Annotated in this window: 16 protein-coding genes; 6 read left to right on the top strand and 10 right to left on the bottom strand. The window is 63.9% G+C overall.

Annotated elements, in window-relative coordinates; translation table 11 throughout:
- Positions 1 to 1,126: amino acid permease (locus Q0176_RS08585; protein ID WP_299301574.1), on the bottom strand; the 1,126-nt coding region annotated here is incomplete at its 3' end.
- A complete protein-coding gene (gene hisD, locus Q0176_RS08580; protein ID WP_299301572.1) occupies positions 1,123 to 2,427 on the bottom strand; it encodes a histidinol dehydrogenase in 1,305 nt (434 codons plus the stop codon). The genes hisD and Q0176_RS08585, both read right to left, overlap by 4 nt.
- Before the next feature lie 264 nt (positions 2,428 to 2,691).
- On the opposite strand from hisD, the gene Q0176_RS08575 reads away from it, so the two are divergent.
- Positions 2,692 to 4,134, top strand: a complete 1,443-nt coding sequence (locus Q0176_RS08575; protein WP_299301570.1) for a Do family serine endopeptidase — start codon at positions 2,692 to 2,694, stop codon at positions 4,132 to 4,134.
- Positions 4,135 to 4,302: 168 nt separating this feature from the next.
- A complete protein-coding gene (locus Q0176_RS08570; protein WP_299301568.1) occupies positions 4,303 to 4,914 on the top strand; it encodes an alpha/beta hydrolase in 612 nt (203 codons plus the stop codon).
- Positions 4,915 to 5,037: 123 nt separating this feature from the next.
- On the opposite strand, the gene cobT is transcribed toward Q0176_RS08570, so the two are convergent.
- Complete coding sequence (cobT, locus tag Q0176_RS08565; protein ID WP_299301566.1) at positions 5,038 to 6,138, bottom strand: nicotinate-nucleotide--dimethylbenzimidazole phosphoribosyltransferase; 1,101 nt, start codon at positions 6,136 to 6,138, stop codon at positions 5,038 to 5,040.
- 340 nt (positions 6,139 to 6,478) lie between these two features.
- Here cobT and cbiB point away from each other — a divergent pair, with 340 nt between their 5' ends.
- From cbiB to Q0176_RS08545, 4 genes are all read left to right on the top strand, one after another.
- Complete coding sequence (cbiB, locus tag Q0176_RS08560) at positions 6,479 to 7,453, top strand: adenosylcobinamide-phosphate synthase CbiB (protein WP_299301563.1); 975 nt, start codon at positions 6,479 to 6,481, stop codon at positions 7,451 to 7,453.
- Between the two features lie 28 nt (positions 7,454 to 7,481).
- Positions 7,482 to 8,513, top strand: coding sequence for an aminotransferase class I/II-fold pyridoxal phosphate-dependent enzyme (locus Q0176_RS08555; RefSeq protein ID WP_299301561.1), 1,032 nt, complete (start codon positions 7,482 to 7,484; stop codon positions 8,511 to 8,513).
- A 468-nt stretch (positions 8,514 to 8,981) separates the two neighbouring features.
- Positions 8,982 to 9,566, top strand: coding sequence for a hypothetical protein (locus tag Q0176_RS08550; protein WP_299301559.1), 585 nt, complete (start codon positions 8,982 to 8,984; stop codon positions 9,564 to 9,566).
- A gap of 508 nt (positions 9,567 to 10,074) precedes the next feature.
- Positions 10,075 to 10,593, top strand: coding sequence for a hypothetical protein (locus tag Q0176_RS08545; protein ID WP_299301558.1), 519 nt, complete (start codon positions 10,075 to 10,077; stop codon positions 10,591 to 10,593).
- Between the two features lie 74 nt (positions 10,594 to 10,667).
- Here the strand turns inward: Q0176_RS08545 and Q0176_RS08540 are convergent, their stop codons facing one another.
- The 7 genes from Q0176_RS08540 to Q0176_RS08510 form a co-directional block, all read right to left on the bottom strand.
- Complete coding sequence (locus Q0176_RS08540) at positions 10,668 to 10,877, bottom strand: hypothetical protein (RefSeq protein ID WP_299301555.1); 210 nt, start codon at positions 10,875 to 10,877, stop codon at positions 10,668 to 10,670.
- Positions 10,867 to 12,276: a glutamate--tRNA ligase gene (gltX, locus tag Q0176_RS08535; RefSeq protein WP_299301553.1), complete on the bottom strand. Its 1,410-nt coding sequence runs from the start codon at positions 12,274 to 12,276 to the stop codon at positions 10,867 to 10,869. Before gltX ends, Q0176_RS08540 begins: the two co-directional genes overlap by 11 nt.
- On the bottom strand, positions 12,273 to 13,436 hold the full coding sequence (ispF, locus tag Q0176_RS08530; RefSeq protein ID WP_299301551.1) for a 2-C-methyl-D-erythritol 2,4-cyclodiphosphate synthase: 1,164 nt from the start codon (positions 13,434 to 13,436) through the stop codon (positions 12,273 to 12,275). Before ispF ends, gltX begins: the two co-directional genes overlap by 4 nt.
- Positions 13,437 to 13,505: 69 nt before the next feature.
- Positions 13,506 to 14,129 carry a recombination mediator RecR gene (gene recR / locus Q0176_RS08525; RefSeq protein ID WP_299301548.1) on the bottom strand — a complete coding sequence of 208 codons (624 nt, stop codon included), beginning with the start codon at positions 14,127 to 14,129 and terminating at the stop codon, positions 13,506 to 13,508.
- A 10-nt stretch (positions 14,130 to 14,139) separates the two neighbouring features.
- Positions 14,140 to 14,451 carry a YbaB/EbfC family nucleoid-associated protein gene (locus Q0176_RS08520; RefSeq protein WP_299075692.1) on the bottom strand — a complete coding sequence of 104 codons (312 nt, stop codon included), beginning with the start codon at positions 14,449 to 14,451 and terminating at the stop codon, positions 14,140 to 14,142.
- A gap of 49 nt (positions 14,452 to 14,500) precedes the next feature.
- The gene (locus tag Q0176_RS08515) at positions 14,501 to 14,962 is read right to left on the bottom strand and encodes a 23S rRNA (pseudouridine(1915)-N(3))-methyltransferase RlmH (protein ID WP_299301544.1); all 462 of its coding nucleotides are present in this window, start codon (positions 14,960 to 14,962) and stop codon (positions 14,501 to 14,503) included.
- Positions 14,963 to 15,005: 43 nt separating this feature from the next.
- The coding region (locus Q0176_RS08510; RefSeq protein ID WP_299301541.1) for a WecB/TagA/CpsF family glycosyltransferase at positions 15,006 to 15,310 on the bottom strand (305 nt) is incomplete at its 5' end.

Raw genomic sequence — 15,310 nt, 5'->3', positions numbered from 1 at the left:
TGCCGATCACGTAGTAAAAGAGGTCGGCGAAGAGGCTCAGCGAGGCGATGTAGACGATGGAACCCGTTGCGATAAGGGCTATGGAAAGCCCTCCCAGAAAGAGAATCGCCACCCAGGGGGTCCTGTATCGGGGATGGACCGCCGCGAAGATGCGGGGCATGGCTCCGTCGCGGGCCATGGTGAAAAGGTAGCGGGGCGGCACGGCAATACTGGCGTTCAGGGTCGAGAAGTCCCCGCCGAAGGCGATCCCGAGCGCCAGAGTCAAAAGGGGGATCCCCATGAGCCCCGCCGTGGCCATGGCCTCGGCATAGGGCGCATCCGCCTTCGACAGGGCGGACAGGCTTTCCGTCGGGACGATCCCGACGATGAAGCCCTGAAACAGGGCGTTCACGGCGAACACGATGAAGGGCGCCAGAAAGAGCGCCCGAGGGATGTTGATCTGCGGATGGCGTATCTCCTCCCCCATGGCGCAGCAGGTCTCGAACCCGGCGAAACACCACCAGATCATGGCCGTCGCCCCGATCAGGGACGCGGGACGGAAATCCACGTAATCGGGGAGGACCGCGAAATAGGGCAGGCGGATATGGGGCATCATCATCAGGAACCAGACGAGGGCCACGCCCCAGAAAAAGAACATGAAGCCGTTCTGCAGCCGCCCGGTTATCTCGACGCCGCAGACGTTGGTCGCAATGAAGAGCGCCACCACCAGGCAGGCGACTGCCACATCGCTCAGGGGCAGTTCCCATCCCAGGACACGGCATGCCGTCTTCAGGTAAAAACTGAAGGCCAGGGCCTCGCCGCTGGTCACCGCCACCAGTGAGATGATGAAGTTCCACGCGGCCAGCATCCCCATGGGCCGGTTCAGCCCAAGGGAGGCGTACTTGTAGGTGCCTCCCGCGTAGGGCAGCGCCGCCCCCATCTCGGCGTAGAGCAGCGCCGGATAGATGCTGACGAGCATGGCGATGAAGGTCGGCAGGATGACCGCCGCTCCCATGAGTCCCACGACATTCGCCCCGACGGTAAAAAGCCCCACCCCGATAACCGTCCCGACCGTGATCGTCACGGACTCCCGAAGCCCAAGCGATCGTCTGAGCGCCGTGTCCGCTCTCTCCGTCCCGCTGCTCATCGCAAAACGCCTCCCTTGTCCGTTCCACAAGCCCTGTAACGCTCCAGCCGTCCCTCCGCGGCGTCGGCGTGCGCGATCAGCCCCTCGCCCCTCGCGAGCCGCGAGACAAGGGGCGCCAGACCCGTCATCCCCTCCCGGGTCAGCCTCTGGTGCGTGCAGACCTTCAGGAACGTCCCCACCCAGACCCCTCCCGTGTAGCGTGCGGCCCGCAGCGTGGGCAGGGTGTGGTTGGTCCCGGAGGCGTAGTCCCCGAAGACCTCCGCCGTATAGGGCCCCAGGAACAGGGAGCCGTAATTGTAAAGGGAGTCCATCAGGTTATCGGAGTTCTCCGTGTGGACCTCCAGATGCTCCGGGGCCCGGTCGTTCGCGAGGGCGACGGCCTCGTCCATCGAGCCCGCAAGGAGGACCTCCCCGTAATCCTCCCAGGACCGCCGGGCGATCTCCGCCGTCTCGAGCGTCTTGAGACGGCGTTCCACCTCCGCCACGACGCGCTCGGCCAAAGCCCGGTCCGTCGTCACGACGGTCCCCCTCGCCGTGGGGTCGTGTTCGCACTGGGCCAGCAGGTCCAGCGCTATCAGTCCCGCGTCGGCCGCAGCGTCGGCCAGGATCAGGACCTCGCTGGGGCCCGCAAAAAAATCGATCCCCACCTGGCCGTAGCATTGGCGCTTCGCCTCGGCAACATAACGGTTGCCCGGCCCCACGATCAGGTCCACGGGGGCGATCCGTTCCGTTCCGTAAGCGAACGCCGCGATGGCCTGGGCCCCCCCGACCGCATAGATTTCGTCCACCCCCGCGACGGCCAGGGCGGCCAGGGTCTTGGGGTGGATGGAACCGGTCCCCTTCATGACGGGGGAGCAGGCCGCGACCCGCTTCACGCCGGCGGTCCTCGCCGGGATGGCCAGCATCAGCGCCGTGGAATAAAGCGGATAGCTCCCACCCGGCACGTAGCAGCAGCACGATTGGACGGGGATCACGCGATGTCCCAGGAACACCCCCGGGACGGGCGAGAACTCCGAGACCTCCTTCAGGGCGCCCCTTTGGGCCTCCGCAAACTTTCGAATATTCCCGGCAGCCTTTCGGATATCCTCGAGCTCCTCCCCGGAGACCTCCCGACAGGCGGCCTCGACCTCCTCCGGCAGGACGCGCATCCGCTCCCGCGGGCTGTCGTCGAACTTCCTCCCATAACGTATCAGGGCCTCGTCCCCATGGCGTCGGACGTCCTCCACAATCTCTCCCACCGCTTCGCGCAGCTGTCCGTCCGCCGAAGCGGGGCTCCCCTTCCCTGCCTTGATGACCTCCACGCCCAACGCCTCCTTTTGAGCAGGTATTTTATCATGCTAATTCAACAAATCAAATTGCGGAAAGAAATATTTGCGGAGAAACATTACGGCGCGTTCTCTTTTTCCGTTCCTGAAGCGACGTTCGTGTCGCATCTCCTGCCGGATTTCGTCCTTTTTCGGATGCCCTCGTCGGTAAAAAACTGCATGAAGGAGTCGGGCTCAAGTCCTACAATATACGCATCATCGATGAAAACGGCTGTAATCCAATTTGGAGGTGCTTTTGTCATGTTGCGTTCCGGTTCGAGATACAAGCGTTATACGGGGGCCGTATTGGCCGTGCTTCTGGCCCTGGGGGCCGTCCAGGTTGGGACGGCTCAGGCCGCGTCCGACGCGGCGTCCATGTCGCCCGTCGTCCCCATCGTAAAGAAGGCCTCTCCCGCCGTCGTGAACATCGACGTGGAGACCAGGGCCAAGCGTACTGCGGTCCCGTTTCCCTTCGACGACGATCCCTTCTTCCGGCAGTTCTTCGGCGACACGTTCAAGAACTTCACCCGATCCGTCCCCATGAAGGGACGCGGGTCCGGCTTCATCGTATCCAAGGAGGGACAGATTCTGACGAACAACCACGTCATCGACGGCGTGGACAAGATCACGGTCACCCTCTCCGACGGCAAGACCTATTCGGCGAAGGTCCTGGGCAAGGACCCCACCTTCGACCTTGCGGTCATTAAAATCGATCCCAACGAGGACCTTCCGGTCCTCGAGCTTGGGGATTCCGACGCCGTCGAGGTGGGGGAATGGGTCGTCGCCATCGGGAACCCCTACGGCTTCGAGCACTCCGTGACGGCGGGCGTCATCTCCGCGAAGAACCGCAGCATCCACGCACAGGACGTGAACTTCGACGGGTTCCTCCAGACGGATGCGGCCATCAACCCCGGCAACAGCGGCGGTCCTCTGCTCAACATGGAGGGGCAGGTCGTGGGCATCAACACGGCCATTCTTCCCTATGCCCAGGGGCTGGGCTTCGCGGTGCCCGTCAACATGGCCAAGCAGATCATGGGCGACCTCGTCTCCTACGGAAAGGTGAAGCGCGGCTGGCTGGGCATCTCCGTTCAGAACCTGACGCCCGAGATCGCGGAGGCCTATGGCGTCAAGGCCAAGAACGGCGTGATCGTCGGCGATGTCTTCCCGGACTCCGCGGCCGAGAAGGCCGGCCTGATGCGCGGCGACGTGATCACGGCTATCGACGGGGAGAAGGTCAAGGACGTACAGTGGTTCGTGAACCGGATTCGCTCGCTGGCTCCGGGGTCCACCCTTCCGATAGAGGTGGTGCGCGACGGGAAGACGATGAGCTTCAAAGCTCAGCTGAACGAGAGGCCCAACACCCAGAACGGCGAGGAGGAACCGTCCGACGATCTGTCCGAGAGCACGAGCGACGTGCTTGCCAAGGTCGGACTGGGGGTTGCGCCCCTGACGAAGAACCTGAGCAGAAAGTACAACCTGGAGGTCCAGAACGGCCTCGTCGTCGTGGGCGTCAAGGACGGGTCGTCCGCCCAGATATCGGGAATCCGCGAGGGCGACCGTCTGCTTCAGGTGAACGGCAGAAAGGTCGAGACCCTCGAGGACCTGGACGGGGCCATGAAACGACAGTCCAAGGCCGTTGTGCTGCTGATCGACAGGGGCGGCAAGACCTTCTTCGTCTCGCTCCAGGCGGACGAGGAAAAATAGCGAAAAGAAATTTATCAATCCCCCCGAGCAAAAGGCCCTTGAGGATGATACGTTGTCCTCAGGGGCCTTGTTCCACATTGTGAATCATTCCTGTACTGCGTGGCCGAAGGTATCCTCAAGCAGGCACTGCGGACCACGGGTGGATTGGAATTTGTGAAGGGCCATATCATGAGAAATGCAGTCATCTATATCCATGGAAAAGGTGGAAGTATAAAAGAAGCGTTTCATTATCGATCACTCTTTACAGACAGCGATGTGATGGGTTTCGATTACAAGGCGCGATCACCATGGGAGGCGAAAAAAGAATTTCCCGGGTATTTTGATCGCACCTGCAGAGATTATGAATCTGTAAGGATCGTTGCAAACAGTATCGGCGCATTTTTTGCCATGAGCGCTCTGTCCGAGATGCGGATAGAGAAAGCCTACTTCATTTCCCCTGTCGTGAACATGGAAAATTTGATTGCAAACATGATGACGTGGGCGAATGTAACCGAGGAAGAGCTTCGTGATAAGGGTGAAATCGATACTTCCCTTGGGGAAACGCTCTCATGGGAGTATCTTTGTTATGTAAGGGAACATCCTGTCCATTGGACGGCGCCGACGCATATTCTGTATGGCGCAAAAGACAATCTGACGCCTCTCGAAACAATCTCCGCGTTCGCGAATCAAATCGGCGCAACGCTTACCATTATGGAAAATGGGGAGCATCGGCTGCATACGGAAGAGCAGATGCGTTTCATTGATGATTGGATACAACGCTTCAATCAAGATAGCGTGTAAAAACGGATATGATGAATTGACAAACGGAACGTATGCCCCTGAGGAGGATGTATTGTCCTCAGGGGCTTTTTTTCGTGTCAGCTCGCGCGCTCGCCGAATCCCGTCAATCCCGCTCCAAGGGCCTCATGCTTTGAGCCCTTTTCGATACTCCGACTCCAGCGACACCCCGTCGAAGGTCCCCATGCGGTTCATCACGGCCAAGGCGTCGTCCACCACCTGCATGGCGATGGGACAGCCCGTCCCCTCCCCCAGCCTCATCCCGAGGTTCAAAAGCGGGGTCAGCCCCAATGCCCGGGCCGCAACCGCATAGCCGGGCTCGCTTGAGAGGTGTGAGGCGATCATGAACCCCTGCGAGAGCGGGGAGAGCCTCGCGGCCAGAAGGGCCCCGGCGATGGAGATGACCCCGTCGACGAGGACGGGCAGACGGTGGACCGCCGCCCCGAGAAAGACGCCTGTCATTGCGGCGATGTCCAGACCCCCGACGCAGGAGAGGATATCGATGGGATCGTCCGGGTTCGGGTGGTGAAGTTCCAGCGCCTCCCCGATCACGCGTTTTTTTCTGGCGAACGACTCGTCCGTCAAACCCCCGCCCCGCCCCACGGCGTCGTCCGGATCTTTCAGGCCCAGCGCGGCCATGATGCAGGCCGCCGCCGGTGTGGTGTTGCCCATCCCCACCTCGCCGACGCCCATAATCTGATACCCCTCGGCCTTTGCCTCTCCGACAAGGCCAATGCCCAGCTCCACAGCTTGGGCCGCCGTCTCCGTCGTCATGGCCCGTATGCGCGCGAAGTTCTCCGTGCCATTGGGCATCAGTCGATGCGTCGCGTCGATGCATGGGTGCGGAGCCAGGTCCCGTACCCCCAGGTCGAACAGGCGAAGCTTGACCCCGACGTGGCTGCAGAGCACGTCGATGCCGCATCCGGCCCTGTTGGCGTAGAACTCCATCAAGGCCCTCGTGAAGTAGTGCGGCGAGCCGGACACCCCTTCCTCGTAGACCCCGTGGTCGGAGCCGAAGAGGAAATGGATCTTCCGGTCCGCCGTGTTGTGGAGCTTCCCGGTGATGCCCGCGATGCGGATGGCGATGGCCTCCAGCTCTCCGAGGCTTCCGGCGGGCTTGAGAAGGCGGTCCTGATACTCCGCCGCCGTGGCCATCGAGTCCGCGTCGAGGGGACGGATGAGGCTCAGGGCCTCGGCCAGAGAGAGGGGCTCTTTCATTTCGTTCATCGTGCTCTTCCACTCCCTTTGTCTTTGCATTCCCCGTGTTCGGGGAATCCCTTTCGGTTCGATTTCCTCCGGCTTCTTCCGGGCTCCATCCCGTCAGTCCCTCCGAATTGTATAATACAAGGAAACGCTGATTTAATCCATGAAGCCTCCCGGTGGAACCCCAGCTTGCCTTTTTTGAGGAGAAATCTTGCCGGGACGCCGCTGTCTCGAGGCTGACGGTCCGCAGGCGAAGCGAGAGGCTCCCCTCTGGAGGCAGAGGTGTGGGGGGGAAGCCCCCATATCGATCGTGTAAGACAAGAAAATTGCAGATGCGGGGATTGACGTTCGGAGAATGGCGTATATGGATTTTGTCCTCATCTTGGGCACGGCTTTGCTGCTGGACGTTCTGCTGGGCGACCCGGGAAGACTGCCCCACCCCGTCGCCGGAATAGGACGAGTCATCGGTTTCTGGGAGGCGCGCCTCTACCCCGGGGAGGGGGAGCGGAAGGAGGGACGCCGGCGCGGTGCTCTCCTCTGTGTTGCCGTGCTGGCTACGACGGCCGCGTCCGTCGGCCTGCTCCTGTTGGGGGCCTCCGTTGCTCCCGGGGCTCTCTTCGCGGCGGAGGCTTATCTGCTCTACGCGGCGCTCGCGTGGCGCTCCCTGAAGGACGAGACCCTACCGGTCGCTGCGGCGCTCTTCCGGGGCGACCTCGACGCGGCTCGGTCGGCGCTGTCGCGCGTCGTCGGACGCGACACGGATGTTCTGGACGAGGCCGGCATGGTGCGTGCCGCCGTGGAGACGGTGGCGGAGAACTCCGTGGATGGGGTCCTCTCCGTGCTCTTCTTCGCGGCCCTGGGGTATGTTGCCGGGGGGTGCGTCGCGGCGGTGCTGAGCGTCTGGACCTTCAAGGCCGTGAGCACCTTGGACTCCATGGTGGGCTACGAGAACGAGCGCTATCGGGACTTCGGATGGGCGAGCGCGCGGCTGGACGACGTTTTGAACTTCCTTCCCGCGCGGATCGGAGGGGTGGCTGCGGTGTTGGCCGGGGCCTGCCTGGGTTACCCCCTCCTGCGGGGCCTTCGCGTCCTTCTGAGAGACCGGAGGAAGCACAGGAGCCCCAACAGTGCGCACGGCGAGAGCGCCTTCGCGGGACTCCTGGGCATCCGGCTGGGCGGAGGCGGCATCTATGGACGGGTTTTAGAGGAAAGGCCCTGGCTTGGCGACGCCGTGCGGGAGCCCGAGCCCGAGGACATCCTGAGGGCCCACGCCCTGCTGGACGCCGCCGTTGCGCTGTTCGTGCTGCTGACCCTCCTTGCCCTGCACGGCCTGGCCTGAGCGGAACACAGGAGGAAAGGAGCGCGTTATGACACAGCCCGAGGCAAGTTTCTCACGTCGTCCGCACGGCGCGAACCCCGAGAAGCTGTATGCGGCGATGGGGCTCCCCATGCCGGAGCGCATCGTCGACTTCAGCGTCAATACGAACGTCCTGCCCTCCCCCGTGATGCCGGAGATCGATCTGATCCGCTGTCTGTCCGAGTATCCCGACGACGACGCCCTTGCGCTTCGGACGCTCGTGGCGGAGCGCGAGGGACGTTCCCTCGACGAGGTGCTCTTCACCAACGGCTCCAACGAGGCCCTCTATCTCCTGGCCTCCCTCTTCGTCGGAATGACCGCCGCGGTGCTCCAGCCGGCTTACGGGGAGTATCGGCGGGCGCTCGAGGCCTTCGGGGTGCCGACGGCCGACATCTTCGACCTGCGGGACGTGGAGGGGAAGGCCCTCGTCTTCGTCTGCAACCCCTGCAACCCCACGGGGAGCTGCATCCCCTTTGGGGAACTGGAGGCCCGCGCACGGGCAAACCCGCGCACGCTCTTCGCCGTCGATCAGGCGTATTCGGACTTTCTGCTTCCGGACGGCGAGGAGGTATCCCCTGATTTCGGCGCACTTCCCAACATCCTGCTCCTGCGGTCGCTGACGAAGCTCTACCACCTCTGCGGGGCGAGAATCGGGTACGTCCTGGCGTCCCGAAGCTGGGTCGATCGGCTCAAGGGACGCCAGCCGACCTGGAGCGTCAATGCCGTCGCGCAGGAGACGGTCCTGAGCTTCATGAAGGACGGGACCTGCGCCCGGAGGACGCGCGCCTTTTACGCGGCGGAGACGCCCCGTTTCATGGAGGCCGTGGCCCGCTCGGGATTTCGGGTGCGCCCATCGCGAGTGCACTTCTTCCTGATCGAGGTGGATGACGATGAGCGCGTCATTCGCGCGCTTCTGGAACGGGGGCTCGTGGTGAGGCATACGCGCAATTTCCCCGGCCTGGATGGAAGCTGCATCCGGGTGGCGACACGCATGCCCGACGAGAACGCCCTTCTGGTCCGGGCCCTCTCGGAGCTTGCCTGACGAGAGCGTTGCTTTGAGCCCGCGGGCTTGCCCGATAAGGAGGCAAAGAGCATGAAACCAGGAAAAAGAACCTTCCTCAAAGCCTGTTTTACAGCCTGTTTATCGTTGGTGGTATTGCTTGGGGTATACAGCGTACTGACCATTTCGGTCACCTCCGAGGAGAGCTCCCCTTCCGCAAGGATATCCCCGAGCGCCAGCGAAAGGGAAGCGGCCGAGACACCGCCACCTGCGTTGGAGGTGGACTTTCAAGGGACCCCCTTCTACATCGATTGTTCCGTCTCCGAAGAGGAGGACGTGTGGCGCGCGTTCCAGTGGCCCGACGGGCCTATCGGGGAAAACAGGCGTTTACGGTACAGATACAACTACGATTACGGCTATTCCCCAATAGAAATGTTCCCCGATATCTATTCCGAATGCCCTATTCTCCATGATGCAATTCGTCTAGACCCTTCGGACCGTTCTCTCGATATGGAGGGATGGAATAAGACATTTGCCAAGCCCGTCATCTACCTCTACCCGGAGGCCGAGACGGAGGTGACCGTGCGGCTGGAGTACAAGGGCAGGCTGACCTGCACCTACCCCGCGCCCGACCCCGACGGCGCGTGGCGCGTCACCGCGCGGCCCGACGGCACCCTCACCGACAGGCAGGGCCGGGAGTACAGCTACCTCTTCTGGGAGGGCGCGTCCGACGGAGCCCCGCCCGACTTCTCCAGGGGCTTCGTCGTCAGGGGCTCGGACACCGCCGCGTTTTTGCGCGAGAAGCTGGCGTACATGGGCCTCACCCCGCGCGAGTACAACGAGTTCATCGTCTACTGGCTGCCGCGGATGCAGGACAACCCCTGGAACCTCATCGCCTTCCAAGGGAGGAACTACACCGACTCCGCCCCGCTGGCCGTCACGCCGAGGCCCGACAGCATCCTCCGCGTCTTCATGGCCTACCGGCCCCTGGCCGCTCCCATCGTCGTCCCCCCGCAGGAGCTGATGCCCTTCGTTCGCAGGGGCTTCACCCTCGTCGAGTGGGGCGGTCAGGGGCCGGACGGGACGGTTCGGTAGAAAAGAGGATAAGAGCATGAAACCAGGAAAACAAACGTTCCTCAAACCCTGTCTTACGGTCCTTTTGCTGTTGTGGGCGTTGCTGGGGGTCTGGAGTATAAGGGGCCTTTCCCCCAATGTCGATTGGCCTCTTTCGGATTACTCGGGCTACCCGTGCAAAATATTTATTCGACCACAAGAGAATCGTGAATGGATGCGCTATAACGTGTCCGTAGATTATACTCAGCAAAAATTTTATATTTATGATGGGCAAAAAGGAGAATGGAAGCCCCATGATCTTCTTAACGAACATCCACAATACCAAATTTTTATCCGGGACAGGGAAAATACGTTGCACATAAAAAACGGGGAGATACCGACTTTGAGTTTTATCCTAACATCAAACTCGACATTTCCATCTCCAATCGGGTATCCCGAGCTATCTCTTGTTCTAGAGCTAGAGGAGGATGAACCCGAAGGGAACGTCTATAAGCCCGTCATCTACCTCTACCCGGAGGCCGAGACGGAGGTGAGCGTGAGGCTGGAGTACCAAGGCAGGCTGACCTGCACCTACCCGGCGCCCGACCCCGACGGCGCGTGGCGAGTCACCGCGCGGCCCGACGGTACCCTCACCGACAAACAGGGCCGGGAATACAGCTACCTCTTCTGGGAGGGGGCGTCCGACGAAACACACCCCGACTTCTCCAGGGGCTTCGTCGTCAGGGGCTCGGACACCGCCGCGTTTTTGCGCGAGAAGCTGGCGTACATGGGCCTCACCCCGCGCGAGTACAACGAGTTCATCGTCTACTGGCTGCCGCGGATGCAGGACAACCCCTGGAACCTCATCGCCTTCCAGGGGAGGAACTATACCGACTCCGCCCCGCTGACCGTCACGCCGAGGCCGGACAGCGTCCTGCGCGTCTTCATGGCCTACCGGCCCCTGAATGCCCCGGTCTCCGTCCCCCCGCAGGAGCTGACGCCCTTCGTCCGAAAGGGCTTCACCCTCGTCGAGTGGGGCGCCCAGGGGCCGGACGGGACAGACCGATAAGAAAAGTTCCAGCAAGCTCCGCCCCGGTAATCCCGAGCGGGACCGGTTCCTGCATCTCTATCGGAGCAGACCGGTCACAGGGACTGGTCCCGGATGAAGCTCGGCCAGGAATCCTCGATCGAAACCTCATAGGCCTCGAAGACGGTCAGGTCGGAAGCGTCGTCGACGTGCACCACGTCCTCAAAGCCTCCGAGCACCTCGGCCCCCGTCCAGTTCTCCACGTCAAAAAATCTGTTGCGCGAATAGACGACGCTCATCATGACCTCCCAGGCATCAGCCCGCAAGACGGGACACGGCCTCCTCGCGCCCCAGGGCGAGCAGGACAAGCGGCAGCGCGGCCCCCCGTTCCCCTCCCGTCAGCAGGAGCCTCAAGGGATGGAAGAACTCCTTTCCCTTCATTCCCCGTTCCCTCATGAACGCGCGCAGCAGGCCGTTCAATTCCTCCTCGGTCCAGGGCTCCAGCTTCCCCAGGGCGGATGCCAGGATCGGCATCCACTCCGTCCTCTCGCCGGTCGGCCGCTCCACGAGAAACGCCAGGGCCTGTTCCAGCTCCCCCGTAAGGGGATGCTCGTCCAGGAGGTCCCCTATCAGGACATCGAGCCGGTCCCCAAGGACCTCGAACCGGGGGTCCCGCTCCGCAATCTCCTGCCGGACGCGGGCCGTCCCCCTTCGGCGCATCGCCTCCCTCTGCCAGTGCAGCAGGTGGGACTCGTCGTGCAGGGGGGAGGAGCGGGAGATGCGATCAAGCGAAAAAGCGCCGGCGAGCGACTCCAACGAGAACGGGGAGACGGAGTCCCCGGGGGACCAGCTCAGGGTCGCCAGATAGGCGACAAGCCCCTCGGGAAGGAAACCCCGCTCCCGGTACTCCCGAATGGAGGTCGAGCCCGTCCGCTTGCTGAGCTTCTGCCGGTCCGCCGACAGGATCATGGGGATGTGCGCAAAGACGGGACGGGGGCAGCCCAGCCGGTCCAGGATCGCCAACTGGCGCGCCGTGTTGGGGACGTGCTCGTCCCCCCGCACCACATGCGTGATCTCCATCGCGAGGTCGTCCACGGCGGAGGCGAAGAGGTAGGTGGGCATGCCGTCGCTCCGCTCCAGGACGAAGTCCCCTATGGTCCCCGCCGGGAAGACCTGACGGCCCCGCACCGCGTCCTCGAAGACGATGGACTCGCTCCCCAGCGCGAAACGCCAGCACGGTTTTTCACCGGAGGCGATGCGGCGCTCGGCCTCTCCGGAGGATAACGCCCGGCAGCGCCCGTCGTAGCGCGGCGGCTCGCCTCGGGCCGCCTGATCCCGGCGCAGGGGCTGCTGGCCGAGCAGGGCGCCGGCCCGGCGCAGGGCGCCGAGCCGTTCGTCCGAGCAGAAGCAGGGGTAGACGGCGCCCGCCTCGCGAAGCCTGAGCATCCATTCCGCATAGAGGCCAAGGCGTTCGCTCTGCCGACAGGAGACGCCTCCGGGGCCATCCGGCCCCTCGTCCCAATCCAGCCCGAGCCAGCGAAGGTCCTCCATCAGCTTGAACTCGAACTCCCTGCGCGAGCGTTCCGCGTCCGTGTCGTCGATCCTAAGGACAAACCGGCCCTGCCCCCCCGCCGAGCGGGCGAGCAGGAAATTGAAAAGCGCTGTCCGGGCCCCTCCGATGTGGAGCTCCCCCGTGGGCGAGGGGGCGAAGCGCGTCCGGATCACTCCCCCACCCCCTCGCGGGCCAGGGTCGCGGCCGCCCAGCAGGTCATGGAGCGTCCCAGGCCGGGGTCGTCCGTCCCCTCCGCGGACTTCGCCTTGAGGTTGACGCAGTTCGGGCCGCCGGGGTTCAGCAGAGCTGAGAGCCGGGACCGCATCTCGGGCAGGTGGACGTTCAGGCGCGGGATCTGGGCCTGAATCACCGCATCCACCCAGACGACGTTCCATCGCTCCTCCCGGACCCTCTCCACGACGCGCCGCAGCAGCTCCATGCTGTCCGCGTTCCGATAGGCCCCGTCCGAGGCGGGGAACAGATTGCCGATATCCGGCAGACCCGCCGCCCCAAGCAGGGCGTCCGAGACGGTATGGGCCAGGAGATCCGCGTCCGAGTGCCCGAGAAGCCCCAGGGGGGAGTCCTCGATGCGGACCCCTCCCAGGATCAGCGGACGCTCCGGAACCAGGCGGTGCACGTCGTACCCCAGGCCGGTACGGACCGCCGCCCCTCCGCGCTCACGGGCCAGAGCCCTCGCCACGCGCAGGTCCTCCGGCCACGTAACCTTGAAATTCAAGCGCTCCCCCTCCAGACATCGAAGCTCCAGCCCCGCGGCAAGCCAGGCCTCGGCCTCGTCCTTGACGGACGCCCCGTACCTCTCCAGGACGGACGCCAGCCTTTTGCGAAAAAAGGACTGGGGCGTCTGGGTCGTGAAGAGCCCCTCACGGTCCACGGCGCCGACGCAGCCCCCCGCGTCAATGCACTTGACCGCCTCGGCGACCGGCAGAACGGGGACGGCCCCGAATCGCTCGTCCGTCGCCTCCATCAGTTTTTTCAGCAGGGCCCCGCTCACGAGGGGACGGGCCGCGTCATGCACCATCACGTAATCGCAAGAGCAGGCCGCAAGGCCGTTCATGACGGACTCCGGCCGCGAGGTCCCCCCCTCGGCCAGACGGAGCGGGACGGGACCGGACTCGGGCCAGGGCTGAGGGGCAACCTCGCCGCGGGGAAGGACCAGGACGATTTCCGCGATCCCGTCGCGCCACAGGGACGCCGCCAGGTCCGCACTCCAGCGCCACAGCGGCCGCCCCTCCAGGAGCCGGAACTGCTTCCTCTCCCCGCCGATGCGGCTCCCGCTTCCTCCCGCAACGATCAGAAACGAAAAATGCTTCACGGTCTCGCCCTCATGCTCTCATCTTCGTTATCTCGTCTTCGTGAGCCCGTCCTTACGGTTCCGTACCCGTCAGTCCCGCAGGGCCGTCGTCCGGGACTCGAGCGCCGTATGGAGCGTCATGCGGTCCGCAAACTCTATGGAGCCTCCGACCGGAAGCCCGAAGGCAAGGCGCGTGACCCTGAGCTTCCCACCCGACTTCTCCTCCGGGCCGTCGAGCCCCCGCAGGATGTCCAGAAGGGCATAGTAGGTGAGGTCGCCCTCCATGCGGGGGTTCGTCGCGATGATGACCTCCTCGGCCCTCAGGTCCCGGATGTGCCTCAGAAGGAACTCCACGCTCTCCGGGCTCAGGTCCTCGTCGTCGAACGGGGAGACCCTGCCCCCCAGCACGTGATAGAGCCCGTTGTAGATGCCGGCCTGTTCGAAGGAGACAAGGTCGTCGATGTTCTCCACGACGCAGAGCGTCCTGCGGTCCCGCAGGGCGTCGCGGCATATCGGACAGGGATCCCCGTCCGATATGTTTCCGCACTCGCTGCAGGTGTGGAGGTCGTCCTTGAGGGAGGCGATGCCCGCGCCAAGCTCCCTGAGCTGCGCGGCGTCCTGTTTCAGAAGGTAGAAGACCATCCTCCGGGCGCTCTTGTTCCCCACGCCCGGAAACTTCGTGAAATGAGAGATCAGGCGGGCGATCGGGTCCAAGGAGCGCGCCCTAGAAGCCCAGCCCCAGCGAGCCCAGGGCTCCGGTGACGGCGCCCATCCGGGCGTTCGCCAGTTCCTTGCTCTTCAGCAGCCCCTCGTTGACCGCCGCGGTCACCAGGTCCTCCAGCATCTCCCGCTCCTCGGGTTTGATCACCTCGGGGTCGATGCGGATCTCCACCAGGGCGCCCTGCCCCGTAAAGACGGCCTTGACCATCCCGCCTCCGACGCTGGCCTCGACGGTCTCCTCCCCGAGCTTCTCCTGGATCTCCATCATCTGGGCCTGCATCCTCTGGGCCTGCTTCATCATGTTGTTCAGCTTCACCTGCGAAAACCTCCTGAGTTCATACGGGGACAACGCCCCCATGTTAATTTTAATGATGATATCCCGTCCTCGCCAGGATCGAAAAGGCGCGGTACAGCTGCTCGGCGAGGAAGAGAAAACACATCTCGTGCGTAAACGTCATGCGGGAGAGGGACAGGAGGGCGTCGGCCCGGTCCCCCAGCCCGCGGCTCGTGCCCCAGGGGCCGCCGACGACCATCACCACGCGTCCCGCCGTCGCCTCCATCCTCTCGGAGAGAAAGGAGGCCAGCTCCCGGCTGGATCGTTCCGTCCCGTCCTCCCGGAGCAACACGACGCAGTCCCGAGGCCGGATGCGCTTCAAGAGCTCCTGCCCCTCGCGCTCGACCGCCTCCGCCGGCCGGGCGGCGGCGACGTCGGGCACCCGCTCCACGCCGACGAGCCCCGCGGGCCGAATCCGCGCCAGATACTCGTCCGCCAGGGAGGCCAGCCTTTTCTCCCTGGGCCTGCCGACGGCCAGGACGACGATCTTCATTTTTACGTCGTGACGTCGCGCTTGCGCCGCGCCGAACCTGCGCTCAGCGAGGCGCCCCTCTCCCGTACAGCCCCAGGCGCGTCGCCAGGACGCGGAGGATGAAGGACGCCAGCCTCAGGTCCCGACTCCAGCGGCCCGGCTCCTGACAGAGCCGGTAGAACCATTCCATCCCGATCCTCTGCACCAGGGCCGGAGCCCGGGAGAGGCGGCCGGCAAACACGTCGAAAGCGCCCCCCACCCCTACCGCCAGGAGGCCGCCCAGTCGTTTTTTATGAAGCGCAACCCACTTCTCCTGCCGGGGGAGGCCCATCGCAACCAGGAGGATGCGCGCGCCGCTCGACGCGACGG

The sequence above is a fragment of the uncultured Fretibacterium sp. genome (assembly GCF_938040765.1).
In the GTDB taxonomy this organism is placed as follows: Bacteria; Synergistota; Synergistia; order Synergistales; family Aminobacteriaceae; genus CAJPSE01.
This window is presented reverse-complemented; position numbering and strand designations above follow the sequence as displayed.

What these genes read in the sequence shown, in the direction of transcription:
- cobT (WP_299301566.1), bottom strand. Translation starts at nt 6,138, where the DNA reads ATGAACGAAATGAAAGAGCCCCTCTCTCTGGCCGAGGCCCTGAGCCTC.
- Q0176_RS08575 (WP_299301570.1), top strand. Translation starts at nt 2,692, where the DNA reads ATGTTGCGTTCCGGTTCGAGATACAAGCGTTATACGGGGGCCGTATTG.
- cbiB (WP_299301563.1), top strand. Translation starts at nt 6,479, where the DNA reads ATGGATTTTGTCCTCATCTTGGGCACGGCTTTGCTGCTGGACGTTCTG.
- Q0176_RS08570 (WP_299301568.1), top strand. Translation starts at nt 4,303, where the DNA reads ATGAGAAATGCAGTCATCTATATCCATGGAAAAGGTGGAAGTATAAAA.
- Q0176_RS08550 (WP_299301559.1), top strand. Translation starts at nt 8,982, where the DNA reads ATGGAGGGATGGAATAAGACATTTGCCAAGCCCGTCATCTACCTCTAC.
- Q0176_RS08555 (WP_299301561.1), top strand. Translation starts at nt 7,482, where the DNA reads ATGACACAGCCCGAGGCAAGTTTCTCACGTCGTCCGCACGGCGCGAAC.
- Q0176_RS08515 (WP_299301544.1), bottom strand. Translation starts at nt 14,962, where the DNA reads ATGAAGATCGTCGTCCTGGCCGTCGGCAGGCCCAGGGAGAAAAGGCTG.